23 protein-coding genes are annotated in these 24,375 nt (G+C 74.0%); 9 read left to right on the top strand and 14 right to left on the bottom strand.

Annotated features, from left to right (window positions below; all coding sequences use genetic code 11):
* Window positions 1-392 precede the first annotated feature (392 nt).
* Complete coding sequence (locus tag O7625_RS04125; protein WP_282346800.1) at window positions 393-1,289, top strand: GNAT family N-acetyltransferase; 897 nt, start codon at window positions 393-395, stop codon at window positions 1,287-1,289.
* Window positions 1,290-1,297: 8 nt separating this feature from the next.
* Here O7625_RS04125 and O7625_RS04130 read toward each other — a convergent pair whose 3' ends face one another.
* The gene (locus O7625_RS04130; protein ID WP_067311798.1) at window positions 1,298-2,092 is read right to left on the bottom strand and encodes an EI24 domain-containing protein; all 795 of its coding nucleotides are present in this window, start codon (window positions 2,090-2,092) and stop codon (window positions 1,298-1,300) included.
* An 84-nt stretch (window positions 2,093-2,176) separates the two neighbouring features.
* On the opposite strand from O7625_RS04130, the gene O7625_RS04135 reads away from it, so the two are divergent.
* Entirely contained in the window at window positions 2,177-3,169 is a 993-nt protein-coding gene (locus O7625_RS04135) for a YafY family protein (RefSeq protein WP_282344431.1), read from the top strand.
* 35 nt (window positions 3,170-3,204) lie between these two features.
* Here the strand turns inward: O7625_RS04135 and O7625_RS04140 are convergent, their stop codons facing one another.
* On the bottom strand, window positions 3,205-4,122 hold the full coding sequence (locus O7625_RS04140; protein ID WP_282344433.1) for an SDR family oxidoreductase: 918 nt from the start codon (window positions 4,120-4,122) through the stop codon (window positions 3,205-3,207).
* A gap of 76 nt (window positions 4,123-4,198) precedes the next feature.
* On the opposite strand from O7625_RS04140, the gene O7625_RS04145 reads away from it, so the two are divergent.
* Entirely contained in the window at window positions 4,199-4,876 is a 678-nt protein-coding gene (locus O7625_RS04145) for a nucleotidyltransferase domain-containing protein (RefSeq protein ID WP_282344435.1), read from the top strand.
* A gap of 149 nt (window positions 4,877-5,025) precedes the next feature.
* Here O7625_RS04145 and O7625_RS04150 read toward each other — a convergent pair whose 3' ends face one another.
* The 4 genes from O7625_RS04150 to O7625_RS04165 form a co-directional block, all read right to left on the bottom strand.
* Window positions 5,026-5,913, bottom strand: a complete 888-nt coding sequence (locus tag O7625_RS04150; protein ID WP_282344436.1) for an alpha/beta hydrolase — start codon at window positions 5,911-5,913, stop codon at window positions 5,026-5,028.
* Entirely contained in the window at window positions 5,910-6,224 is a 315-nt protein-coding gene (locus O7625_RS04155; RefSeq protein WP_067311829.1) for a DUF2516 family protein, read from the bottom strand. The genes O7625_RS04150 and O7625_RS04155 overlap by 4 nt, the downstream gene beginning before the upstream one ends.
* 70 nt (window positions 6,225-6,294) lie before the next feature.
* Window positions 6,295-7,161: a hypothetical protein gene (locus tag O7625_RS04160; protein WP_282344437.1), complete on the bottom strand. Its 867-nt coding sequence runs from the start codon at window positions 7,159-7,161 to the stop codon at window positions 6,295-6,297.
* Entirely contained in the window at window positions 7,158-8,000 is an 843-nt protein-coding gene (locus O7625_RS04165; RefSeq protein WP_282344438.1) for a transcriptional regulator, read from the bottom strand. Before O7625_RS04165 ends, O7625_RS04160 begins: the two co-directional genes overlap by 4 nt.
* A gap of 117 nt (window positions 8,001-8,117) precedes the next feature.
* Here O7625_RS04165 and O7625_RS04170 point away from each other — a divergent pair, with 117 nt between their 5' ends.
* The gene (locus tag O7625_RS04170) at window positions 8,118-8,918 is read left to right on the top strand and encodes an alpha/beta hydrolase (protein WP_282344441.1); all 801 of its coding nucleotides are present in this window, start codon (window positions 8,118-8,120) and stop codon (window positions 8,916-8,918) included.
* A gap of 73 nt (window positions 8,919-8,991) precedes the next feature.
* On the opposite strand, the gene O7625_RS04175 is transcribed toward O7625_RS04170, so the two are convergent.
* The 4 genes from O7625_RS04175 to O7625_RS04190 form a co-directional block, all read right to left on the bottom strand.
* Window positions 8,992-9,951, bottom strand: a complete 960-nt coding sequence (locus tag O7625_RS04175) for an asparaginase (protein WP_282344443.1) — start codon at window positions 9,949-9,951, stop codon at window positions 8,992-8,994.
* Window positions 9,952-10,098: 147 nt separating this feature from the next.
* Complete coding sequence (locus O7625_RS04180; RefSeq protein WP_282344445.1) at window positions 10,099-10,926, bottom strand: 3-keto-5-aminohexanoate cleavage protein; 828 nt, start codon at window positions 10,924-10,926, stop codon at window positions 10,099-10,101.
* Window positions 10,927-11,126: 200 nt separating this feature from the next.
* Window positions 11,127-12,239, bottom strand: a complete 1,113-nt coding sequence (locus tag O7625_RS04185; RefSeq protein ID WP_282344447.1) for a folate-binding protein — start codon at window positions 12,237-12,239, stop codon at window positions 11,127-11,129.
* The gene (locus tag O7625_RS04190) at window positions 12,236-12,640 is read right to left on the bottom strand and encodes a Fur family transcriptional regulator (protein ID WP_084261621.1); all 405 of its coding nucleotides are present in this window, start codon (window positions 12,638-12,640) and stop codon (window positions 12,236-12,238) included. Before O7625_RS04190 ends, O7625_RS04185 begins: the two co-directional genes overlap by 4 nt.
* 104 nt (window positions 12,641-12,744) lie before the next feature.
* Between O7625_RS04190 and O7625_RS04195 the strand changes: the two genes are divergently transcribed.
* Window positions 12,745-13,587: an aminotransferase class IV gene (locus tag O7625_RS04195; protein WP_282344449.1), complete on the top strand. Its 843-nt coding sequence runs from the start codon at window positions 12,745-12,747 to the stop codon at window positions 13,585-13,587.
* A 132-nt stretch (window positions 13,588-13,719) separates the two neighbouring features.
* Here O7625_RS04195 and O7625_RS04200 read toward each other — a convergent pair whose 3' ends face one another.
* Together O7625_RS04200 and mtfM are read right to left on the bottom strand one after the other, a co-directional pair.
* On the bottom strand, window positions 13,720-14,310 hold the full coding sequence (locus O7625_RS04200) for an FABP family protein (RefSeq protein WP_067315086.1): 591 nt from the start codon (window positions 14,308-14,310) through the stop codon (window positions 13,720-13,722).
* A 16-nt stretch (window positions 14,311-14,326) separates the two neighbouring features.
* Window positions 14,327-14,431 carry a small membrane protein MtfM gene (gene mtfM, locus O7625_RS04205; RefSeq protein ID WP_067315095.1) on the bottom strand — a complete coding sequence of 35 codons (105 nt, stop codon included), beginning with the start codon at window positions 14,429-14,431 and terminating at the stop codon, window positions 14,327-14,329.
* A 12-nt stretch (window positions 14,432-14,443) separates the two neighbouring features.
* Between mtfM and O7625_RS04210 the strand changes: the two genes are divergently transcribed.
* The 3 genes from O7625_RS04210 to O7625_RS04220 all read left to right on the top strand — a co-directional run bounded on the left by O7625_RS04210 (window position 14,444) and on the right by O7625_RS04220 (window position 17,334).
* Window positions 14,444-14,818, top strand: coding sequence for a DsrE family protein (locus tag O7625_RS04210; protein ID WP_067315089.1), 375 nt, complete (start codon window positions 14,444-14,446; stop codon window positions 14,816-14,818).
* 84 nt (window positions 14,819-14,902) lie between these two features.
* Entirely contained in the window at window positions 14,903-15,280 is a 378-nt protein-coding gene (locus O7625_RS04215; RefSeq protein WP_067315091.1) for an SCP2 sterol-binding domain-containing protein, read from the top strand.
* Complete coding sequence (locus O7625_RS04220; RefSeq protein ID WP_067315093.1) at window positions 15,280-17,334, top strand: glycogen debranching N-terminal domain-containing protein; 2,055 nt, start codon at window positions 15,280-15,282, stop codon at window positions 17,332-17,334. Before O7625_RS04215 ends, O7625_RS04220 begins: the two co-directional genes overlap by 1 nt.
* 46 nt (window positions 17,335-17,380) lie before the next feature.
* On the opposite strand, the gene O7625_RS04225 is transcribed toward O7625_RS04220, so the two are convergent.
* Window positions 17,381-18,175 carry a hypothetical protein gene (locus O7625_RS04225; protein WP_282346802.1) on the bottom strand — a complete coding sequence of 265 codons (795 nt, stop codon included), beginning with the start codon at window positions 18,173-18,175 and terminating at the stop codon, window positions 17,381-17,383.
* A 303-nt stretch (window positions 18,176-18,478) separates the two neighbouring features.
* Window positions 18,479-19,003: a winged helix-turn-helix domain-containing protein gene (locus tag O7625_RS04230; protein ID WP_282344456.1), complete on the bottom strand. Its 525-nt coding sequence runs from the start codon at window positions 19,001-19,003 to the stop codon at window positions 18,479-18,481.
* 299 nt (window positions 19,004-19,302) lie between these two features.
* Between O7625_RS04230 and O7625_RS04235 the strand changes: the two genes are divergently transcribed.
* The gene (locus tag O7625_RS04235; RefSeq protein WP_282344458.1) at window positions 19,303-23,682 is read left to right on the top strand and encodes a S8 family serine peptidase; all 4,380 of its coding nucleotides are present in this window, start codon (window positions 19,303-19,305) and stop codon (window positions 23,680-23,682) included.
* The last annotated feature ends 693 nt before the right edge of the window (window positions 23,683-24,375 follow it).

Below are 24,375 nucleotides of genomic sequence, written 5' to 3' on the forward strand. Positions count from 1 at the left end.
CCATCACCCCCTCACTCCCTTTGCTCTGCTGCCATGCAGGCGACAGGCACCCATAGTGATCGATGGGCACGACGACGACCCACGCCGCCCACCCCGAAACAGCAGTTCAATCGCGTGTCGCGCCCAGGGCAGCAGAGCAAAGGTGGCGGGGGTGAGGTGACAGGGGTGGAGCGGATATCACTGATGGTGATCGGCCCCGAAATCAAGGACTGATGTCACCGAGAGTTACATCGTTTCGGCGGGGCGGGGAAAAGGCGTGGCAGTCGGCTCCGACCGACGCCTACCCTCGCGGGCATGGCTGACCCTGCCCCGTCGTGTCGTTCCACCACCGTGCCGCCCACCGCCGTGCCGCCCACCGCCGGGAAGCAGCGGCCGGGGGCGGGGCGGCGCGGGTGCTGATCCGTACCGCCCGACCGGACGACGCGCCCGGGGTGGTGGCACTGCGGTCGCTGGTCCATCCGTACCTGGTGCGGGGGGTCGCGTCGACCCGGCAGATGATCGCCCAACCACCACCCGAGGAGAAGTGGACGGCCTGGGTGGCCGAGGCGGACGGCCAGATCGTCGGCTGGGCCTCGGCATACCGGAACACGGAGACCTCCGTGCCGGACTTCGGGGAAGTCTCCCTCCTGCACGTGCACCCGGAGCACCGGGGCCGGGGCACCGGCACCGCACTGCTCGCCGCCGCGCTGGCCCACCTGGAATCGCTCCGGATCCGTCGGGTGCGGACCTGGGTGCGGACCGACTCGCTGTCGTACGCCCGGCGGCACGGGTTCACCCCCAGCCGGGAGCTGCGCTACTCGGCGCTCGACCTGCGCCCGGCCCCACCGTTGCCCGAGCCGCCCGCCGGGGTGCGGCTGCTCCCGCTCACCGGGCTCGACCCGTACCAGATCTATCTCCTCGACGTCGCCGCCGCCGCGGGCGAGCCGGGGGACGTGCCGGTGGACGCGACCAGCTACGCCTACTGGCGGTTCGCGTCCTGGGAGAACCCGGGGCTGGACCGGGCCGCCAGTACGGTCGCCGAGACGGACGGCGCGTTGGTCGCGCTCAGCCTGGTCAAGCGGGACGGCGACCGGATGTGGTCCGACTTCACCGCGACCCGCCCGGAATACCGGGGTCGGGGACTGGCCCGGCTGACCAAACAGACCGCGCTGCACCGGGCCGCCGGCAACGGGGTGCGGACGGCCTACACCTCCAACGACGAGGCCAACGCGCCGATGCTCGCCGTCAACGAACGGCTCGGCTACCGGCCGGTGGCGTCCGGCTGGTCCTGCCTGCGCGACCTACGCTGACCAGCCGCTCAGCTCTCCTCGATGTGCTGCCCCAACGACCGACGGGCGAGCAACGCCGCCCCGGCGACGGCCGCCGGCATCACCAGCACCGCGCCCAACGGGACCAGGAAACAGAGGAAGACCGCCACGCCGAAGCCCAGCGAGGTGGCCCGGTCCGCCTTCAGCCGGGCCCGCCGGTCCGGCAGCCGCAGCCCGCGCCGGGAGAACGGCGCTCCGACCAGTTCCACGGCGAGCAGCCAGCCACCCACCGCCGCGCCGACCACCGGCACCACGGTCTGCCCGACCACCGGGATGAACCCGGCCACGAAGAGCGGGATGCCGAACAGCACCGAGAGCCCGACCAGCCGCAGCGAATCGACGATGCTGCGCCGCAGCGACGCCCCGAACGGCACCTCCACCGCGCCGGGGGTGCCGCCGAGCCGGTCCTCCACCCGCTCGGAGATCTTCTCGTAGAACGGATCTCCGATGACCAGGGTGACGGCGGTGAAGCCGACCACGGTCAACAGCCCGCCCAGCCCCAGGAAGGCCAGCCCGGCGATCACCCGGACCAGGCTGCGCGGGGTGTCCGACCAGTCGTCGGCGAACGGGGTCACCCACGCCGCCAGCTCGTCCACGAAGTAGACCAGGGTGGCGAACGCGGCGACGAAGAGCACCGCGGACAGCAGCGCCGGCACCACGCCGAGCAGCATCAGGCCCGGGCTGCGGACATACAGGCCGAGGCCGCGCAGCAGCAGGCCGACGCCGCCGAAGAAGCGGCGGGCCGCGCCGGTCACCGGCGCGGCGAGGGTACGGGGTCCGTCCACGACCGCAGAGCCTACTGGCCACCGGCCACCGCCGCCCGGCACCCGATGGCGCCGGCCGGTGGGTCGGGGCGGCAGGATACGGGGGTGCGCGCCGCCCGGTTGATCTCCCTGGTGCTGCTGTTGCAGTCGCGGGAGACGATGACCGCCGCCGAACTCGCCCGCGAGCTGGAGGTCTCCGAGCGGACCGTCTACCGGGACGTGCTGGCGCTCTCCGCCGCCGGGGTGCCGGTCTACGCCGACCGGGGCCGCTCCGGCGGCTACCGGCTGCTCGGCGGCTACCGGACCCGGCTGACCGGGCTGACCCGGGACGAGGCGGAAGCGCTCTTCCTCGCCGGGCTGCCCGGCCCCGCCGGTGACCTGGGGCTGGCCGAGGCGGTGGCGTCCGCCGAGCTGAAGGTGCTCGCCGCGCTGCCGCCGAGCCTGCGCGACGCGCCGGCCCGCACCGGGCGGCGGTTCCACCTCGACGTGCCGGGCTGGTTCCGCGACGCCACCCCGCCCCGCTGGCTGTCCGAGCTGGCCCGCGCGGTGTGGCGGGACGGGGTGGTCGAGCTGCGGTACCGGCGCGGCGACCGGGAGGTGACCCGCCGGGTCGAGCCGTACGGGCTGGTGCTCAAGAGCGGCACCTGGTATCTCGTGGGCCGGGTCGGCGAGGCGATGCGTACCTACCGGGTCGACCGGGTGCTGCACGTCGCCGCCGACCCGGCGACCTTCGTCCGGGACGACGGCTTCGACCTGGGCGGCTACTGGCGGGAGCAGGCCGGGGCGTTCCTGCGGGGCATGCTCGCCGAACGGGCCACCATCCGGGTCAGCCCCGAAGGCCTGCGCCGGCTCCGCTTCCTCGCCGACACCCCCTTCGCGTACGAGGAGGCGATGGCCGGTCTCGGCGTACCCGACGGGCAGGGGTGGGTGGTGACCCGGCTGCCCGTCGAGTCCGTCGAGGTGGCGTACGCGCAGCTGCTCGGCCTCGGTCCCGAGGTGGAGGTGCTCGAACCGGCCGTGCTGCGCGCCCGCCTCGTCGACGCGGCGGCCCGCTCGGCGGCCCTCTACGGCGTCAGCCCGGACCCCGCCCCCCACTGACGGCGTACCGGTCAGGCGACCGGGCCGACACGGCGTCAGCGGTAGCCGGTGACGTCGGCGGGGCGGTCCGTGTCGACCACCTCGGCGAGGTAGCGGAAGGCGTCCGGCCGGCTGCCGTCGAGGTCGGTGAAGCCGTACACCCGGGCCAGCTCGCCGGCCGAGACGGACGCCTGGTTCCAGCGGTCCCGATCCTCGGCGGCGGCCAGCGCGGCGACCGCCCGCCCGACGAAGGCCGGGGTCTCCGAGATGAGGAAGTGCGGGTCCTCCGCCGCGCCGTCGCGCCACCGGTCCTCGGTCACCCCGAAGTGCTCCAGCATCGCCTCGGAGCGGAGCCAGCCGGGGGTGAGCGCCACCGCGGTGCACCCGTGCGGCTTCAGCTCGTGCCCCCAGGAGTACGCGAGCCGGTTTACCGACACCTTCGCCAGGTCATAGAAGACCGACAGCCGGTAGTGCGTGTCGTTGTACGCCCGGGTGCCGTCGCCGATCTCGACGACCAGCCCGCCGGGGCGGCGGATCAGTAACGGCAGCGCGAAGTGGCTGGTGACGATGTGGGTGTCCACCGCCAGCCGGAGGGTGCGGAACCCGGCGTCCAGCGGCTGCTCCCAGACCGGCTTGTCCCAGGTGACCAGCGGGTCGGCCCCCCACACGTCGTTGACCAGCACGTCGAGCCGGCCCTGTTCGGCGTCGATCCGGGCCACCAGGTCACGCACCTGGTCGGGCACCAGGTGGTCGACCCGTACCGCGATGCCGGTGCCGCCGGCGGCGGTGACCAGCTCGGCGGTCTCCTCGATGGTCTCGGGGCGGTCCAGCTCCGAGCGGCCGGCCCGGCTGCTGCGCCCGGTGGCGTAGACCGTCGCCCCGGCCGCGCCGAGCTGGACCGCGATCTGCCGCCCCGCGCCCCGGGTCGCGCCGGCCACCAGCGCGACCTTTCCTTCCAGCGGTGTCGTCGTCATGATGTCGAGGGTGTCAGCTATACCTGACAGCCGAAGTCCGGTTTCGCGGAGCGGTTCCGTCCGGCATGCTCCCGGCATGCACCTGCTGCTCTCCGGGATCGTCGGCTCGGTCGCCTACGGGCTGGCCGGCCCCGGCTCCGACGTGGACCGGATCGGCGTCTTCGCCGCCCCGACGGTGGACTTCCACGGGCTGCGGCCACCCCGGGAGTCGGTGGTCACCACCGACCCGGACGTCACCCTGCACGAGGCCGGCAAGTACGCCCGGCTGGCGCTGAGCGGCAACCCGACGGCCACCGAGCTGATGTGGCTTCCCGACGACTGCTACGAGACCCGGACCGCCCTCGGCGAGCGCCTGATCGCCATCCGGTCGGCGTTCCTCAGCGCACCGCGCGTCCGGGACGCCTACCTCGGGTATGCGAGCCAGCAGCTGCGCAAGCTGACCACCCGCGACGCGACGGTGGACGGGAGACGCCGCTCGGCCAAGCACGCCCGGCACCTGGCCCGGCTGCTGCACCAGGGGCGCACGCTCTACGCCACCGGGTTCCTGGAGATCCGGCTGGCCGACCCGGGATGGTTCCGGGCGTTCGGCGAGCAGGTCGCGGCGGGTGCGCTGGCTGCGGCGGAGGAGCTGGTCGCCACGGCGGAACGGGACTTCGACCGGATCCGCACCCCGCTGCCCGACCGGCCGGACGAGGCCGTGGTGGAGCGTTGGCTGCGCGACGTACGCGCCGCGCACCTGCCGTCACCGGACTGACCCACCGCGGCCGGGCTGACCCATGGCGGCCGTGGCCGGGTGCCGCCGTGGCGACGCCCGGATGATCACGCGGCCCACCACCACGTCACGGATACGACGGTCGGCCGGGTCCGGCGGGGATGCGCGCTCCGCACCGGGCCGGCGCGGGCCTAGTCGTTGAGGAAGGTCGAGATCCGTTCCCGCAGGTCGGCGCGGTCGGTCCAGGCGAACCCAGGGCGGTCGTACACGTGCAGGGTGGCAGCCGGCAGCGCGGCGGCCAGCTCCGCGGCGATGTGGGTGGGGTGCAGGTCGTCGCCGACGCAGCCGATCACCAACGCGGGAGCGGTGACCCCGGCCAGGGCGGCCACATCCGGCAGCGGGGACTGCTCCACCAGGTCGGCCAGGCCGGCGGCGAGCCCGTCGCGGAGCAGTTGGTCGAGCCGTTGGCGCAGGTGGGACCAGCCGGCCGGGGTGTTGCGTACCGACGGCGGCAGTTCCAGGGCGACCACGTCCGCCACCGCCGAGGCGTCGCCCCCGGCCACCGCGTCCAGCAGGTCGGTCAGCCGCTGCTGCGCGATCGGGCCGCGCGGCCGGTCGAGGACGGCGGGCAGCAGGAAGACCAGCTTCTCGAACCGGTCCGGGCTCTCGACGAGCAGCCGGCAGAGCGCCCCCGCGCCCAGGCTGGCCCCGAACGCCCGGCTGGCGCCGCTGAGGTCCGCTACGGCCCGCAGGTCACGCGCCAGGTCCAGGTAGCTCCACGGGCCGGGCGGCACGTCGGAACGACCGTGCCCCCGGAACTGGAAGAAGACCCGCCGGCCGGTGACCGCGCTGCCGAACGGGCGGGTGGTGGCGATGCCGTTGCCGAATCCGTGGGCGAACACGGTGACCGGCTCACCGACGCCGGTGACCAGCCGTTCCAACTGCACGTCGTGCGGGGTGTCGACCAGCTCGGTCTCCGGCTCCGGCAGGGCGGGTCGCCCGGTACGCGGTGCGCCGGGGCCCGGCCCCCAGGTGCGGGGTCCGCCGTCCGGTGGTGGTGGCCAGCGGAAACCCCTCACCAGAACCCTTTGCCGTCGTGCAGGTCACGCAGCCCGACCCGGACGTCGAGCAGGTAGATCAGACCGGCCGCGATGCCGATCAGCCCGAAGATGCTCAGCGCGCCGAAGCCGAGCAGGGTGAGCAGCAGGCAGACGGCCAGGATGGCGATCCAGCCCCCCTTGGGGAGGGTGCCGATCGCCGCGAAGGCGTCCGACCGCTGGGTGATCGCGTGCACCAGCGAGATGCCCTGCACGACGAGCGCGAAGAAGAGCAGGACGCGGTCGATGATGAAGACGGCGTCGAAGACGAAGATCGGCGCGGCGATGGCCATGCCGGCCAGCATATGCCGACGGCCCCGGAAACGTCCGTCAGGACGCCTCCGGGGCCGGTGTCGGCATTGGTCACTCGGCGGTCGGGCGGGTCCGCTTCGTGGCCTTCGGCGCCTTCGCCGTCCCGGCGGCGGTCGGCTTGGCGGCAGCCTTGGTGGTGGTGGCGGTCGGCTTGGCGGCGGCCTTGGCAGCGCCCGGCTTGGCGGCGGCCCTGGTGGCCCGCGGGCGGGTCGTCCCGGCCGCGGCCGGCTTGGCCCCGACGACCTCGGCCACGTCGGCCGGGGTGGGCGGGTGCTCCGCGCCGGCCCGGGCCACCTCGGTCGGGGTGGGCGTCCGGTCCGGGGCGGCCACCGCCCGCACCTCGGGCGCAACGGTGGCGTCGGTGGCCTCGATGTCGGCGTTGACGGTGTCGGCGGCCTCCAGCACCCCGGCACCGACCACCCGCTCGCCCCGGGCGATCAACGCGCCGTACGCGGCCAGCGCCCGCTCCTGGGCGGCGTGCGCCCCGGCGAGCACCACGGCGGCGTTGCGGGTGGCGGCACCGCGCAGCTTGTCGAGGTCCAGCTCGGCCCGGAGCTTGTCCAGGTCCAGCTCGGTGCGCAGCTTGTCGAGGCTCAGCTCGGTGCGCAGCTTGTCGAGGTTCAGCTCGGTGCGCAGCTTGTCCAGGTTCAGCTCGGCCGGGGTGGCCCGGTCACGCAGGCCGGAGGCGGTCAGGTTGGCGGTACGGAAGGTCTCGGTGGCCTTCTGGCGCAGCTCGACCCCGGTGACGACGGCCCGGCCACCCAGCTCGGTGACGACCTTGGTGCCGTCGGCGACGACCCGGTTGCCCAGCTCGGTCACCACGGTCGGCAGCTTGCGCAGCTGCTGGAACGCCAGCTCACCGGCACCGGCTGCGGCGTAGACGGGGGCCGGGATGCGGTTGGTCTTCGGCTGGGTCATGACAACTCCTCCTCGGCCGCCGCGGCGGCCCTGCTGTTGCTGGTCGTGGGCGCGGCATCCGTGGCGCGGGTGCCGGTGGCGGTGGCGGGTGCGGTGTCCGTTCCGGCGGGTGCGGGCGTGCCGGTCGCTCCGCCGGGCGTGGGCGTACCGCCCGGTGTGCCGGGGGCGGATGCGCCGCCCGCCTCGGTGACGGCGACCGATTCGAGGACGGCCTCGGTCGGGGTGCCCTCCGCAGTGGTGGGGCCGGTGGCGGCCGGGGTGACCACGGCCGCCGCTTCCGTCGGTCCGGCCGACGTCCCGGACCGGTCCGCCGTGGCGGCCGTCCGGTCCGTGACCACCGGCTGGTCCGTGCCGACCGGCCGATCGGTACCCACCGGCCCATCCGTGACGACCGGCGGATCCGTGACGACAGGGCGGTCCGTGACGACGGGCTCGGTCGGGGCGGTCGGGGCCGGTTGGTCCGGGGCTGGCTGAGTGGCGGCGGTGGCCTCGGCCAGGCGGGTGTTCTCCCGGCGGAAGGTCTCGTAGATCTGGCTGAGCGACTGTTTCTGGGCCATCGTCAGGTCCGGGTCCACCGCGATCGCGGCGAGCACGCCCTGGCCCTCCTTGTCGTCGAGCAGCCCCGCCCGCAGGTACATCGCCGGGGTGGAGACCCGCAACGCGCTGGCGAGCTGCTGGAGCACCTCGGCGCTGGGCTTGCGCAGGCCCCGTTCGATCTGGCTGAGATATGGGTTGCTGACCCCCGCCTGCTCGGCGAGCTGGCGGAGCGAGATCTTGGCGTTCCGCCGCAGGTCACGGATGAATCCGCCGACGTCGGGTAGATCCTTGGGTGCGGCCATACCCCTACGGTAGTCCGCGCTGCTAGCTCCAGCAAGCAAAACGCTAGCCAGAGTTAGCAAGGTAACAGGGGTCAAAGTGCGTTGCGGGCCGGGATGTCCGGTCGTAGCTTGCACGGCGTGACCAAGGAGATCGCCGTCAACGGCACCACCCTCGGGTACGACGAGGCCGGCAGTGGCACCCCGGTGCTCCTGCTGCACGCGGGAATCGCCGATCGGCGGATGTGGCGCGCGGTGGGCGACGCCCTCGCCGACCGGCACCGGACGATCGCGCTGGACCTGCGGGGCTACGGGGACTCGGCGCTTCCGCCGGGGTCCTTCGCCCACCACGACGACGTGGTGGCGGTGCTGGACGCGCTGGACGTCGAACGGGCCGCCCTGGTCGGCTGCTCGTTCGGCGGGGCGGTGGCGATCGACACCGCGCTGGCGTACCCGCAGCGGGTCTCGGCACTGGCGCTGTTCGGCACCGCCGTCTCCGGGCACGAGTGGTCGCCGGACACCGAGGAGCTGTGGGACCGGCTGGTCGGCGAGGTCGACGAGGAGGACCTGGCGGCCAGCGCAGCCGGTGAGGTCCGGTTCTGGGTGGTCGGCCCGCACCGCCGCCCGGAGGATCTCGACCCGGCGTTCATCGCCTACGCCGAGGAGCTGGACCGGCGTGCCCTCGCCGCCGAGCAGGCGTTGAGCGCGGTGGACGTCGTCGACCTCGACCCACCCGCCATCGGCCGGCTCGACGAACTGCGCCTACCGGTCCTCGTCACCGCCGGCGCCATCGACATCCCGGACATCATCCGGCTGGCCGACCGGATCGCCGCCGAGGCACCCGGGGCCGTCCGCCTGCCCGACATCCCCGACGCCGCGCACCTGGTCCCGCTGGAACGCCCTGGCCCGGTCGCCGCAGCCCTCCGCGCCTTCCTGCCCTGACCGCCCCGGCCCCGGCCCTACGCCCCCCTACCGCCGGGCCGGCAAAGCAGCCACCGGGCCGACCGGGCCGACATCACCAGACGGGACGCACACCGCCGACCGGAAGCGCCCCACCCAGCAGGGGAAACTCGGCGTACTCGGTGAGAATGGGCGCCCGCACGCCGAGCCGGCGCAGCGCGGAGACCAGCACCGGCATCCGCGCCCGGGTCGCCCCGTCGTCGATCTTGAGGGCCACCGCGCCGACGCCGGGCAGCGCCGCGGCGAACACCCCCTCCGCACCGATCTTGGCCAGCATCCCGGGTACGCCCCGCATCAGCCGGGTGTCGTCCGCCACGGTGCCGCCGACCACCTCCGGGTACGCCCGCATGGCGTCCGCCACCCTGCTCTCGTCGCACCCGGGTCCGGCGGTCACCAGTCGCAGGTACGCCCGCGCCAGCCCGGTCAGCGAGACCGCCAACACCGGCGCTCCGCAGCCGTCCACCCCGACCGCCGCCACCCGCTCACCGGCGCACTCCTCGATGGTCGCGGTCAGCCGCTGCTGCAACGGGTGCTCCGGCCGCCAGTACCCGTCCAGCGGCCAGCCGGCCGCAAGGCAGGTCAGCAGCATGCCGGCATGCTTCCCGGAGCAGTTCATCGCCAACCGGCTCGGGCCGCCGCCGGCCCGCAGCACGGCCTCCCGGGCCGTCTCGCCGAACGGCAGGTCGGGCGGGCAGTGCAGGGCCGCCGGATCAAGGTCGGCGGACCGCAGCAGGGCCGCCACCCGGGCCAGGTGGAACTCCTCGCCGGCGTGGCTGGCCGAGACCACCGCGACGTCGGCGGGATCGGTCAGCGCCAGCCCGGCGCGGAGCATCCCGAGGGTCTGTAACGGTTTGCTGGCCGACCGTGGGAAGACCGGCGCGGTACCGTCCCCGGCACCGGCGACCGGAGCGCCGGAGCCGTCGAGCACCACCACCGAGCCACGGTGCACGCCTTCCACGAACCCGGACCGGACCACCTCGGCGAGCGCCTCGCCACCCTCGTACGTCTTGGCCACCCTGGCAAGGTACCGACGCCGGACGATCCGCCCGACACCCGGGTGACCTGGGACGTCAGCCGACGACGTAGGGAGCGCCGGGCCGAGCGCGGCTTACCGCCCGGCCGGGCCGGCGGGCGGGGCCGGCGGGCGGGGCCGGCGGGCGGGCTAACGGCCGAGCAGCCGACGGGCCTCGGTGGTGGTCAGCGGGGGGCGTTGGGCGAGCTGCGCGAAACCGGTCGCCCGGGCCACCAGCTGCATGTTCGACTCCACCGGCCGCCCCTTGGCGTACGTCACGGTGTCCTCCATCCCGACCCGGAGGTGGCCGCCGGTGGAGAGCGCGGCCAGCATCACCGGGATGGTGCTGCGGCCGACCCCGGTGGCCGAGAAGGTGGTGCCCGCCGGCAGGTCGCGCAGCATCTGCTGGGCGGCGACCAGGGTGGCGGTGGTGCCCGGCATGCCGCCCGGCACCCCCATCACGAAGTCGACGTGCACGTGGCCGCCGTGCGGCAGGCCGTGCCGGTCGAGCAGGCGGTACAGGGCGGACAGGTGACCGAGGTCGAAGATCTCGTACTCGGGCAGGATGCCGCGCTCCTGCATCCGGGTGTGCAGGTCGACGATGAACTCCCACCGGTTGAGGAAGACGTCGTCGCCGAAGTTGACGGTGCCCATGGTGCAGGAGGCCATGTCGGGGGCGGCGTCCAGCACGGCCAGCCGGTCGGCCTCCGGGTCGGTCACCGCGCCGCCGGAGGAGAGCTGCACGATCAGGTCGGTGGCGTCGCGCAGCGCCGCCACCGTCTCCCGCAGCCGCCCCTGGTCGAGGGTGGGCCGGGCCTGGTCGTCGCGGATGTGGACGTGGATCACGGAAGCGCCGAGCGCCTCGCACTCCTTGGCGGTCAGCAGCAACTCGTCGAGGGTCACCGGCAGCGCCGGCACCTCCGCCTTCGCCGACTCCGCGCCGGTCGGGGCAACCGTGATCAACGTCCCTGTCGTCATGCCGGCGATGGTAGCCGCCCCGGCCCCCTGCGGTCGATGGCGCAGCGCCAGCACGGCAGGAAGAACCGCACGATGTGCGGGTTGGACCCGGAGAAATTCCCGCCCATGGCGTGAATCGTGGGCATCCTTGCTCCGCGATCCCAGGGCCGGAGGCCGACGAGCCCAGGGCCGGAGGCCGACCGGAACGCCGGCGGGTGGGGCTACTCCGGGTCGATGGCGGCGGTGGACTCGCCCACCGACAGCCGGGCGTCGTCGGCGAGGTTGCGCTTGACCACGGCTAGCGCGACCTGACCCAGCTCGAAGTGGTGTACGGCGGTGCCGACGAAACCGACCGTCCGGCCGTCCAGGGTGACCGGGGTGCCGGCCGCCGGCAGCTGGTCGGTGGTCACCCCGTCCAGGTGCAGCAGGACGAGCCGGCGCGGCGGCCGGCCCAGGTTGTGCACCCGGGCCACCGTCTCCTGCCCCCGGTAGCACCCCTTGTCCAGGTGCACCGCCGGGGAGATCAGGCCCGCCTCGGCGGGGATCGTCCGGTGGTCGGTGTCCACCCCCACCCGGGCCCGGCGGGCGGCCACCCGCACCGCCTCGTACGCCCACAGCCCGGCCGCCGGCACCCCGTGGTCGCGCAGCCCCGCGGCCACCTGCTCCAGGGCCGGGCGGGGCACCAGCAGGTCCACCCCGAGCGGCACCCGACGGGCCCAACCGCCCCCGGGCAGCGGCCGTACGTCGTAGGAGACGGTGGGTCGGGGGGGCAGCTCGCCGGAGCGGAACTTCGGCCCCGGCACCGCGAGCACCTCGGGCGCGGCCAGCCCGGTCACGCCGAGGCTCGCCACGGCGTCGGTGGCCTGCGGCCCGACCAGCGACAGCAGCGCGTGGTCGGCGGTGGCGTCGCGGGGCTCCACCTGGCTGAAGAACCGCATCTTCTCCAGGTACGTCAGCAGACCGGCGGTCATCCCCGGCTCGGTGTCCAGCCAGGTGGTGGTGCCGTCCTCGGCGACCATCGCGTGCTGCTCGACGTGCCCGTGCGGGCTGAGCACCAGCAGCTCGGTGCCCTGGCCGGGGCCGAGCGCGGCGAGGTGCTGACTGGTCAGGGTGTGCAGCCAGCCGATCCGTTCCGGGCCGGCGACGGCGACGACGCCCCGGTGCGAACGGTCCACCAGGCCTACCGCGGTGGCCAGGGTGCGCTGCTCGCGCATCGGGTCACCGTAGTGCGCGGCGACACCCCGCACCCCGGCCGCCCGGTGCTCGGCGTCCGGCTGGTCCCGGCTGGCCTCGTCGATCGCCTCGACGGCCACCGCTCCCGCGATGTCGATCATGTCGGTTCCCCGTCCTCGCAGTTGCCACAGACGCCGAAGAGCGCCACGTGCCCGATGTCCACCCGGAAGCTCCGCTCCGAGGCGAGCCGGTCGGCCAACGGGCGCATCAGCTCCGGGTCGATCTCGTCGACCGCGCCGCACTCCCGGCAGACCAGGTGGATGTGCTGGTGCTCACCGGCCGCGTGATAGGTCGGCGAGCCGTGCGACAGGTGGGTGTGGGTCACCAGGCCGAGCCGTTCCAGCAGCTCCAACGTGCGGTAGATGGTGGTGATGTTGACCCCGGCGGCCACCTCCCGGACGGCGGTGTGCACCTGTTCCGGTGTGGCGTGCCCCAGATCGAGCACCGCCTGCAGGACCAGTTGCCGCTGCGCCGTCAGCCGCAACCCACGGGAGCGGAGCATTTCCGCCAGGGAGGATTCGGACACCGTCCGATCATAGTTCGGTGGTCGCCGATCGCCGCCCGCCCACCGCCGGGCCGGGGGGCACGCCGCTAGGCTCGGCGGTCATGGTGGCGTCGAGGATCGCCGTGCTCGGCCGGGGCGTCGTCCCCGCGACGGAGCCGGTGCTGCGCGGGGACGATCTCGGCGTACTGCACGGCGACGGGCTCTTCGAGACCATGCACCTGCGCGGCGGACGCCCCTGGCTGCGCACCGCCCACCTGGCCCGGCTGCGGGCCGGGGCCGCCGCCCTGGAACTCCCGCTCCCCGCCGACGGGGCGCTGGTGGAGCTGCTGGACAGCATCGCCGCCGGCTGGCCCGCCGAGGTCGAGGGCGCGTTGCGGCTGGTCTGCACCCGGGGGCCGGAGGGCGGTGGGCTGCCCACCGTCTACGCCACCCTGGCCGAGGTGCCGGCCACCGCGAAGCGCCTGCGCCGCACCGGGGTCACCGTCGCCACCCTGCCACTCGGGGTGCCGGCGACCGCCCGCCCCGAACTGGCCTGGCTGCCGGCCGGCGTCAAGTCCATCTCGTACGCCGCCAGCAGCGCCGCCCGCCGCTGGGCCGCCCGCACCGGGGTGGACGACGTGCTGTGGGTCTCCGCCGACGGCTACGTGCTGGAGGCACCGAGCGCGAACGTCGTCTGGCTGGACGGTGACACCCTCTGCACCGTGCCGGCCGGTCCCACCGGCGTCCTGCCCGGCACCACCGCCGGCTGGCTGCTCGACCACGCCGCCGAGCTGGGCCTGGGCCGGGCCGAGCGCCTGGTCACCCCGGCCGGGCTGCACGCCGCCGCCGGGGTGTGGCTGACCTCCTCGGTACGCGGCCCGGTCGAGGTCAGGACCCTCGACACCACTCCCCGCCCACCGGCCCCCCACACCTCCCGCCTCCAGGAGCTGCTGGGCTTCGCCTGACCCCCGCCCCCGCCCGACCGTCCTCACCCGGCCGGGCCGCGTGATCGACACCACGGGGCCGATGTTGCGGGATCTCCGCTCACGGACACCGCAACATCGGCTCACCTGAGTCGATCAACCCCGCTCGACCGGTCAGCCGGCGACCCGGATCAGCCGGGCGGACAGGTGCGGGGAGAGGCTGTGGCCCATGCCCGCCATCTCCTGCGCGTAGAGCAACGCCCCCTCGACGATGCCGAAGAGCCGGGCGCCCGCCGTCACCTCCTTGGCGGTGGCGGTCCGCACCACCGCGTCGGTGGCGAACTCGATCTGGGTGCCGGTGCGCTTGCCGATGTGCAGCTCCATGATCCCGGTCGGCGTGGTCATCAGGGCCTCCAGCTCGTCGGTGACCCGCTCACCGTCCAGCACCGGACGCCACCAGCCCACCTCACGCCCGGCCGGGCGGACCGGGCGGCTCTCGTCGTCCAGCAGCCAGGCCCTCGACTCGTAGAACAGGAACGGTCGGCCGTCGTGGCTGATCCGGATCTCCTGGGCGTAGTCGAAATCCTCGATGGTGGGGAAACCGCCCCGGCCCCGCCCACGCCACACCCCGACGTACGGCAGCAGACCGTCCAGCGACGGGTGCAGCTTCGGGCCGACCCGCAGGTCGTGGCTCTCCTGGTACGGGTACTCCTCGACCGGAGGCGCGTTCAACCACGGCGGCTGAAGGGGATTCTCGTCGCTCACCGGTTCACCTCGGTTGTCACCATTTACCTCTCGACAGGCGTACGGCCAGGTAGACCAGGCCACCGGCGAGCGCGCCCAGGCCGGCGACCAACAGGCTGACGAACCCGATCTCGGTGACCATCGTGGTCATCCTATGCTGGGCTCCATGGGCCGCACTCTCGTCGTCAAGGCCACCGCCGGGGCGGACGCCCCGGAGCGGTGCGCGCAGGCCTTCACGGTGGCCGCCACGGCCGTCGCCGCCGGGGTGCCGGTGTCGCTCTGGCTGACCGGTGAGTCCACCTGGTTCGCCGTGCCCGGCCGGGCCGAGCAGTTCACGCTGCCGCACTCCGCGCCGCTGGCCGATCTGCTCGGTGTCGTCCTCGCCACCGGGCAGGTGACCGCCTGCACGCAGTGTGCCGCCCGCCGGGAGATCGGCCCGGACGACGTGCTGCCCGGCGTCCGGATCGCCGGTGCGGCCGTCTTCGTCGAGGAGGCGACGGCCGAGGGAGCCCAGGCGCTGGTCTACTGACCTGCCGGGCATCCTGTCTGCCGACCGACCGGGCATGCCGCCGATAACGCCCCTGCCTGTTCGCATTTTTCCTACCATTCTGGGGTGACCCAGGCGACGGAGGAGTTCTTCGCAGCACTGCCGTCGCATGCCCCGGCCGTCCTGCGCGCCCCCGTCACCGGAACGCTCCAGATCGATCTCGCCTCCGGCAACCGCACCGAGCACTGGCTGGTCCGGCTCAGCCCCGGCGCGGCGACGGTGGAGCGCAGCCGAGGCCCGGCGGACGCCGTCTGGAGCAGCAGCGCCGACCTGTTCGAGCGGCTGGTCACCGGCCGGGCGCAGGCCGTCTCGGCGGTGCTGCGCAACGAGTCCACGTTCCGCGGGAACGTGATGCTGTTCCTGGTCTTCCGGCGCTTCTTCCCCACCCCGCCCGGGGTGCGGGATCCCCGGGAGACCGCCCGTGAACAGGCCGGACGGGCATGATGCAACAGCGGGTCAGCATCCTCGACGGCAACACCTTCCTGGTCTGCGACCGCAGTGGCGACGTCGAACCGTCGTTCGACTTCCCCACCGGCATGTTCTCCTTCGACACCCGGTTCCTCTCCACCTGGCTGCTCACCCTCGACGGGGAGCGCCTGCACCCGCTCTCCGTCGACGACGCGCACTCCTACCGGACCCGTTTCTTCCTGGTCCCCGGCGAGCCGACGCACTACCTCGACGCCAAGGTGTCGGTGATCCGCAGCCGGTCGATCGGCGGCAACCTCGTCGAGGAACTCACCGTGCTCAACCACTCCGGCCGGGAGATGCGGTTCAACCTGCGGCTGGAGATGGGCTCGGACTTCGCCGACCTCTTCGAGATCAAGCACCAGCGGCCCAAGAAGGGCCGCACCAGCGCCGTCGTGGGGGAGAACGCGCTGCGGCTGACCTACCGCCGGGACGCCTTCCACCGGGAGGCCACCGTCACCAGCAGCACCGACGCCCACGTCGACCAGGCCGGGATGACCTGGGCGGTCGTCGTCGGGCCGCACGCCGAGTGGAGCACCCGGCTGACCGTGACACCGGTCATCCACGGCGCCCGGGGCGAGGACGTGCGGGCGATCACCGCGTTGGGCGCCGCGCGCGGCCCGGCCATGATCCGCGACGAGCAGGAGGAGCTGGTCGCCCGGGCGCCGCAGCTCGGCTGCGACTGCGAACCGCTCGCCGGGGCGTACCAGCAGAGCCTGCACGACCTGGCGGCGCTCCGGTACGAGTCGATCACATTGGGCGTCCGGCTGCTCGCCGCCGGGCTGCCCTGGTTCATGACCCTGTTCGGGCGGGACAGCATGCTCACCTCGTTGCAGGTGCTGCCGTTCCTGCCGGAGCTGGTCCCGCCGACGATCACGATGCTCGCCGGGCTGCAGGGCTACCGGCTCGACGACTTCCGCGACGAGGAGCCCGGCAAGATCCTGCACGAGCTGCGGTACGGCGAGACCGCCGGCTTCGAGGAGCAGCCCCACTCCCCCTACTACGGCGCGGCCGACTCGACCCCGCTCTTCGTCATCCTGCTCGACGAGTACGAGCGCTGGACCGGCGACGCCGCGCTGGTCAAGCAGCTGGAAACCCCGGCCCGGGCCGCGCTGCACTGGATCGACACCTACGGCGACCTGCTCGGCACCGGCTACGTCTGGTACCGCAGCCGCAACCCGGAGACCGGGCTGGAGAACCAGTGCTGGAAGGACTCCTGGGACGCCATCTCCTACGCCGACGGCCGGCTGCCCGGCTTCCCCCGGGCCACCTGCGAGATCCAGGGGTACGCCTACGACGCCAAGCGGCGCGGCGCGCGGATGGCCCGGCTGTTCTGGAACGACCCGGAGTACGCCGACCGGCTGGACCGGGAGGCGGCGGCGCTCAAGGAACGCTTCAACCGGGATTTCTGGATCCCCGAGAAGAACTACTACGCCCTCGCTCTCGATCCGGACGGCCGGCACGTCGACTCGCTCACCTCCAACATCGGCCACCTGCTGTGGAGCGGCATCGTCGACGAGCCCCGGGCCGCCGCGGTCGCCGAGCACCTGCTCGGCCCCCGGCTCTTCTCCGGCTGGGGGGTACGCACCCTGGCTACCGGCGAGGGCCGCTACAACCCGATCGGCTACCACGTCGGCACGGTGTGGCCGTTCGACAACGCCTTCATCGCCTGGGGGTTGAGCCGGTACGGCTTCCGCGAGGAGGCCGGGCGGATCTGCGAGGCGATGCTCGCCGCCTCCCGCTTCTTCGAGGGCCGGCTGCCCGAGGCGTTCGCCGGTTACGAGCGCGACCTCACCGACTATCCGGTGCAGTACCCGACGGCGTGCAGCCCGCAGGCCTGGTCGGCCGGCACCCCGCTGCTGCTGCTCCGGGTGCTCCTCGGCCTCGAACCGCAGGGCGAACACCTGATCATCGACCCGATGGTGCCGGAGGGGATGGGCCGGGTCGAGCTGCTGGACATCCCGGGCCGGTGGGGCCGGGTCGACGCCCTGGGCCGCAGCCGCACCCCCTACGACGACCGCCGCCGGCTCTGACCCCGCCCGCCCGGGTCACCGGGGTGGCAGCGCCGCATGCTCCCGGTCAGGCGGGGCAGCCGGTCGAGGCGGAGAGCCGGACCTGTGCGCCGGTGCCGTCGGCCAGTACGGTCGCCGGGCCGCTGCGGTAGGCGTACACCTCGGGGAGGTCGACGACCGGGGGGCCGGCGGCCAACGGGCGGAGGCCGGTCAACGCGACCGGCGCGTCGCCGGCCGACACGGCGACGGTACGCGCGGTGCCGCCTCCCGGGCAGGGGGCGCTGACCGGTACCGGGGCGGACCCCGCCGTGCGCCCCAACGCCCGCAGCGCGCCGTCCAGCACCGGATCCACGGCGGCACCCGGGGTGGCCGGGTCGACCGACGGCCCGGGGTAGCCGTCGCCGACCGGGCGGCAGCCGGTGTCGGCGGTGAACCGGACCCGGCCGCCGCTGGTGACCCGCCCCTGCACGGCGACGAACTCCCCGGCGTCGGCGCGCAGCCGGGGGCCTGACGCACCGGCCCGTACCCCGGCCCGCCAGTCGGCCGGCAACCGGTCGGCGACACGTTCCAGCACCGCCCGCTCGCCGCCCTCGGCGACCAGCACGTCCAGCCCCCGGGTGAGGGTCGCGCCGTCGGCCATCGGGGTGAGCCGGCAACCGCGCTCGACCTCCGGGGCGGTCAACACCCAGGCGTCGTCGCCGACCGCCGCGACCAGGTGACCGAGCGCCCGGTCCACCACCGGACCGGCCTGGGTGAGGGTGCGCTGCTCGCGTACGGTCGGCGGGTCCTCGCGCGCCGACCACCAGGTGAGCGCGGCCAGCAGCACCGCCCAGGCCACCGTCGCGGCCAGCAGCCAGGGCAGCCGGCGACGCGGCGCGGACGGACCGGTCGGTGGGGCGTACCCCGGGTGGACGGCACCGCTCACCGGCTCATCGTGTCACGCCCCCACCTCCGGCCCGCACCGCACCGGCCGGCACCGACCCGCACCACACCACGCCGGCCCACACCGCACCGGCCGGCACCGACCCGCACCACACCATGCCGGCCCGCACCACGCCGGCCCGCACCACACCGGCCCACACCGCGCCGGCCCGCACCACACCACGGCGGCCCGCACCGCGCGGCCCGCACCGCCGGCACCGCGCCGGCCCGCGCCGGCCGCCCGTCAGCCGCACGGGGTGGCGAGGCGGTAGCCGACCCCGCGCACGGTCTGCACCTGGGGGCCACCGGACACCGCGCGCAACTTGCGGCGCAGCCGCTTGACGGCCGAGTGCAGGATCGCCGCGTCGCCCAGCCAGGCCCCGCCCCAGACCGAGCCGAAGATCCGTTCGTAGCTCCAGACCACCCCCGGGTCACCGGCCAGCCGGGCCAGCAGCTCCCGCTCCAGCCGGGTCAGCGCCAACGGCTCCCCCCGCCAGGTGACCAGGTGACCGGCCGGGTCGACGACGAGATCGCCGCAGCGCACCGAGCCGGGGGGCGCGGCGGCCGGCAGCGCGGGGCCGGGTAGCGCGGCGACCGGGGGCGCGGCGGCGGGCGGCAGCGCGGGGCCGGGAAAGAGCATGGCGCGCAGCTCGGCCAGGTCGGCGCAGATCACCACCGGCCCCAGGTCGTCGAGCTGACGGACCACCCGCTCCCGGACGGAGACGTCGGCGCTGACACAGACCACGAACGGGATGTCGACACCGGTCACACGTCCTCCCCAGGACCGCACCTGCCGCCCGCTCCCGACGTTCCCGTCTGCCCACGACAGGTGTCGACGCGGCTGGATGCCAGCCTAACGGTCAGGATGGCGTCAGGTTACTGACCGAATACTGACCGACCCGATCCATTGATCAGCTTGGTTCCCCGGCTGAGCATGATGCACAGCGGCCGCGGGGCTGGTCGACCAGCACCCACCACCGGCCACCTCCTCAGCCGCTCCGCGTGGCCGCGACCCCGGCACACGCGGCCGGACCCGAACCGATCGGGTCCGCTCAGTGGGGAGGAAACGTGCTCAGACGACCGACCGGACGACCGTCCCGGTGGCGATTGGTGGCCGCGCTCGCGGCCGGACTGCTGGGCCTCACCGCCCAGCCCGCGCTGCCCGCCGGGGCCGCGCCGGCCGCACCCCGGGCCACCGTGGACCGGCAGGTCCTCGACGGGCTCGCCGACGGCACCGGGACCTTCCTGGTCTACCTGCGCGAGCAGGCCCCGCTCGCGCAGGCCGCCCGGCTGCCCGACCCGGACGTCCGCGCCGGTGAGGTGCACCGGCTGCTCACCACCACCGCCGAGCGGACCCAGCAGGGCCTGCGGGCGGTGCTGGACGAGCGGAAGGCGACCTACACGGCGTACTGGATCGCCAACGCGCTGCGGGTGACCGGGGACCGGGCGCTGCTGGACACCATCGCCGCCCGGCCGGAGGTCGACCGGATCGCGCCGACCCGCAGCTACCCGCTGGTCCGGCCGGTCCGCAGCACGGCCGCCCGCGCCGGCACCGACGCGGTCGAGTGGGGGCTGACCAACATCGGCGCACCCCGGGTCTGGGACGAGTTCGGCGACCGGGGTGAGGGCCTGGTGGTCGCCAACATCGACAGCGGCGTGCAGTACGACCACCCGGCGCTGGTCGGGTCCTACCGGGGCAACCTCGGTGGCGGCAGCTTCGACCACGACTACGACTGGTTCGACCCGGCCGGGGTCTGCCCGCAGGACGCCCCCTGCGACAACAACGACCACGGCACGCACACCATGGGCACGATGGTCGGCGCCGACGGGGCCAACCAGGTCGGGGTCGCCCCCGGCGCGAAGTGGATCGCCGCCAAGGGCTGCGAGTCCAACAGCTGCTCGGACGCCTCGCTGCTGGCCGCCGGTCAGTGGGTGCTCGCCCCGACCGACCTCAACGGCCAGAACCCCCGCCCCGACCTGCGCCCCGACATCGTCAACAACTCGTGGGGCGGCGACGGCGGCGACCCGTGGTACCAGCAGACCGTGGCCGCCTGGCGGGCCGCCGGGATGTTCCCGGTCTTCTCCGCCGGCAACGACGGCCCGGCCTGCGGCAGCGCCGGCTCCCCCGGGGACAACCCCAACGCCTACGCGGTCGGCTCGTACGACGTGAACAACACCATCTCCGGGTTCTCCGGGCGGGGCGACGCCACCGACCCGGCCGGGCTGAAGCCGAACATCGCCGCGCCCGGCAGCAACGTGCGCTCCAGCGTGCCGGACAACAGCTACGCGGCGTTCAGCGGCACCTCGATGGCCGCCCCGCACGTGGCCGGCACGGTCGCCCTGATCTGGTCGGCCGCGCCCAGCCTGCGCGGTGACATCGCCGGCACCGAGACGCTGCTCGACCGCACCGCGACCGACGTCGACGCGACCACCTGCGGCGGCACCGCCGCCGACAACAACGTCTTCGGCGAGGGCCGGCTCAACGCGTACGAGGCGGTCCGGCAGGCCCCGCGCGGGCCGGTGGGGCAGGTCTCCGGCCGGGTCACCGACGCGGCGACCGGCGACCCGGTGGCGGGTGCCACCGTCGCGGTCGGCGCCCGCAGCGTCGGCACCGGCACCGACGGCCGGTACACGCTGACCGTGCCGGCCGGCGAGACCACGCTGACCGTCTCCGCGTACGGCTTCCGCACGGCGACCGGCACGGTGACCGTCCCGGAGGACGGCACGTTGACCCGCGACTTCGCCCTGACGGCCACGCCGACGGTCACCGTCTCCGGCCGGGTCACCGACGGCTCCGGGCACGGCTGGCCGTTGTACGCCAGGATCGAGGTCGCCGGCCGCCCCGGCGCACCGGTCTTCACCGACCCGGTGACCGGCCGGTACTCGTTCACCGTGGCCGGCAACTCCGACTACAAGCTCACCGTCACCGCCAACTACCCGGGCTACCGGACGGTGACGAAGGACCTGACCGTCGGCGCGACGGGCGCCACGGCCGACATCCCGGTCCCGGTCGAGGCGGCCTGTGCCGCCGCCGGCTACACCGGCAGCCTGAGCGCGCCGCTGCTGACCCAGAGCTTCGACGGCACCACCACGCCGGAGGGCTGGACGGTGCGCAACCGCACCGACAAGGGTGGCTGGGTCTTCAACGACCCGGGTGCGCGGGGCAACCTGACCGGCGGGACCGGCGGGTTCGCGATCGTCGACAGTGACAAGCTCGGCACCGGCAACACCCAGGACACCGACCTGGTCACCCCGCCGGTCGACCTGTCCGCCTCGGCCGCGCCGCTGCTGCGCTTCCGCAGCGACTGGCGGGCGGTCGGGATCACCGACACCGCCGACGTGGACGTCTCCACCGACGCCGGGACGAGCTGGACGAACGTCTGGCACCAGACGGCGAGCCGCCGTGGCCCCCGGGTCGAGGAGGTGCCGCTGACCCCGGCGGCCGGCGCGACCGCCGCGCTGGTGCGGTTCCGGTTCAAGGGCACCTTCGCCTGGTGGTGGCAGGTGGACGACGTGCAGCTGGTCAACCGGGACTGCACCCCCGTGCCGGGTGGTCTGGTGGTCGGCAACACCACCGACCGCAACACCGGCGCACCGGTCAACGGGGTCACGGTGACCAGTGTGGACCGGCCCACCGACACGGCCGTCTCGGCGGCCACCCCGGACGACCCGAACCTGCCGGACGGCTTCTACCACCTCTTCTCGGGGCTGACCGGCACCCACCCGTTCACCGCCGCCAAGCCGCCGTACACCCCGGTCACCCAGCAGATGACGGTGGTGGCCGACAGCACCCGCCGGGCCGACCTGGCCCTGACCGCGGGGCGGCTCACCGTCAGCACCACCACGATCGAGGCCCACCAGCCGTACGGCAGCACCCGCAACGCCAAGGTGACGGTCCGCAACACCGGCTCCGCCCCGGCCACCGTGGAGCTGCTGGAACGCGGTGGCGGGTTCGAGGTGCTGTCGACTGCCGGTGCTCCGCTGCGGGAGCAGGTGGTCAAGGGGATCAGCACCGGGCGTACCGGTGCCCGGTACGGCGGCGGGAACGCCGACGCCGCACCGCAGGCCGACGACGCCTGGGCGCGGATCACCAACCTGCCCGCCGCGATCTACGACAACGCGGCGGCCAACCTGGACGGCAGGATCTACTCGGTCGGCGGCGGTGGGGACACCGGCAACGAGCGGAAGGCCTGGGTGTTCGAGCCGGCCACCGGCGTCTGGACGGCGCTGCCCGACCTGCCGCACGCCCGGTCCAAGCCGTCCGCCGTCGGGATCGGCGGCAAGCTGTACGTGCTCGGCGGCTGGGGCGACGGTGCCGGTGCCGACCCGACGGTTGACGTCTTCGACCCGGGCGTCGGGGCGTGGAGCACCCTGGCCGGGGCGGTCAACCCGGCTCCCGCCGCTGCGGCCGGCACCGCCGTGGCCGGTGGCAAGGTGTTCCTGGTCGGCGGCTGCGTCGACACCACCTGCACGGAGTCCGCCAAGGTGACGGTGTTCGACCCGCGCACCGGGACGTTCCGGGCCGGCGCGGCCTACCCGCACCCGGTCTCCTGGCTGTCCTGCGGCGGGATCGGCGCGCAGGTCTACTGCGCGGGCGGGGTCGCCGCCGACGAGTACACCGACGCCTGGCGGTACGACCCGGCGTCGGACGCCTGGAGCGCGCTGCCCAACCTCCCGGTCGAGCTGTGGGGTTCCCAGTACGCGTCGGCCGGCGGCATGCTGGTGCTGGCCGGCGGGGTGACGGCCGGTTCGACGTCGGTGACCAACCGGACGGTCGGCTTCGACCCGGTCGCCGGGGCCTGGCGGAACCTGCCGAACGCCCAGTTCAGCAGGTACCGGGGAGCCGCCGCCTGCGGGGCGTACAAGATCGGTGGTTCGCCCAGTTCGTTCGTCGGCTCGGCGGACAGTGAGCGGCTCGGCGGGCTGGAAGGCTGCACGGACGCCAGCGACCTGCCGTGGTTGTCCACCGCACCGACCAGCTTCACGCTGGCCCCGGGGGCGTCCCAGACGGTCACCGTCACGCTGACCGCCACGGCGGCGTCCGGGGTGGCCCAGCCCGGGGTCTACTCGGGTGAGCTGGGATTCACCTCCAACACGCCCTACCCGGTGTCGGCGGTGGGGGTCGAGATGAACGTCTCGCCGCCGAACAACTGGGGCAAGATCCAGGGCACGGTGACCGGGGTGACCTGCGGCGGCCAGACCGTCGGCGTCCCGGCCACGATCCGGCTGAACCTGGTCGGGTCGACCACCGGCGTCACGCTCACCGCCGACGGTCAGGGCCGCTACGCCTGGTGGCTGCCGAAGGGCAGGTACGAGGCGATCGTGGCGAAGGACGGCTGGGTGCCCCAGGCCCAGCGGACGGTCGTCGAGGCCGGCATCGTCGGCACCCTCGACTTCCGCCTGGCCCCCACGTCGACCTGCGCGGGCGCCCGGATCTCCGACAGCTAGACCGGTAGCCGCACCACACGGTGGCCGTCGACCCGAGCCGGGTCGGCGGCCACCGCCCTGTCCACACCCCAGTCCGATCCTCGCCGGCCCGACCCCCGTAAGCCCAACCCCCACGAGCCCGACCCCCACGAGCCCAACCCCCACGAGCCCGACCCCCGTAAGCCCGACCCCCGCCGGGCAGATCCCCACCGTCAGTGCCGGTGCCTAACAGTCGCAGGTCAGGAGGTCGGGAGGGTCGTGACTCAGCGACCCCGGTCCTCGTTTACCGGTGCTCTCCACGGATCACTCCGGCGGCGGGCCGGCAGGGACCGACCTCAAGCCAGGCTGCGCACCCGCGGCCACCCCTCGGGGTACCCATATCGTGCTCCATACGTTGTATGACGCTGCGTCATAAATATGACGGAGAGTCATAGAGACTTTTGGTGAAACAGTCTCCCGCTAACGCTGCCCGGACCGACAGCCGATTCCGACCAGCCGATCCCCGAAAGCCGAAGCTGAACCAGCTCGACCTCGGTCCGGGCCCGGAACCACCTCGCCAAGCGGACCTGCCTTGACGCTCCACAGCCAGCCAACGGGTTTCCTGCTGCCCGACTCGCCGAGGGTGGTTCTCCTCAGTCACATCGCGCCCGATTCAAGGCTTTCGTGCCGGACCTGTGGGCGACATGGAAGATCTTGGAGCGAAATGGCCCCCTG

It is taken from the genome of Micromonospora sp. WMMD714, assembly GCF_029581315.1.
Taxonomy (GTDB): domain Bacteria; phylum Actinomycetota; class Actinomycetes; order Mycobacteriales; family Micromonosporaceae; genus Micromonospora; species Micromonospora rifamycinica.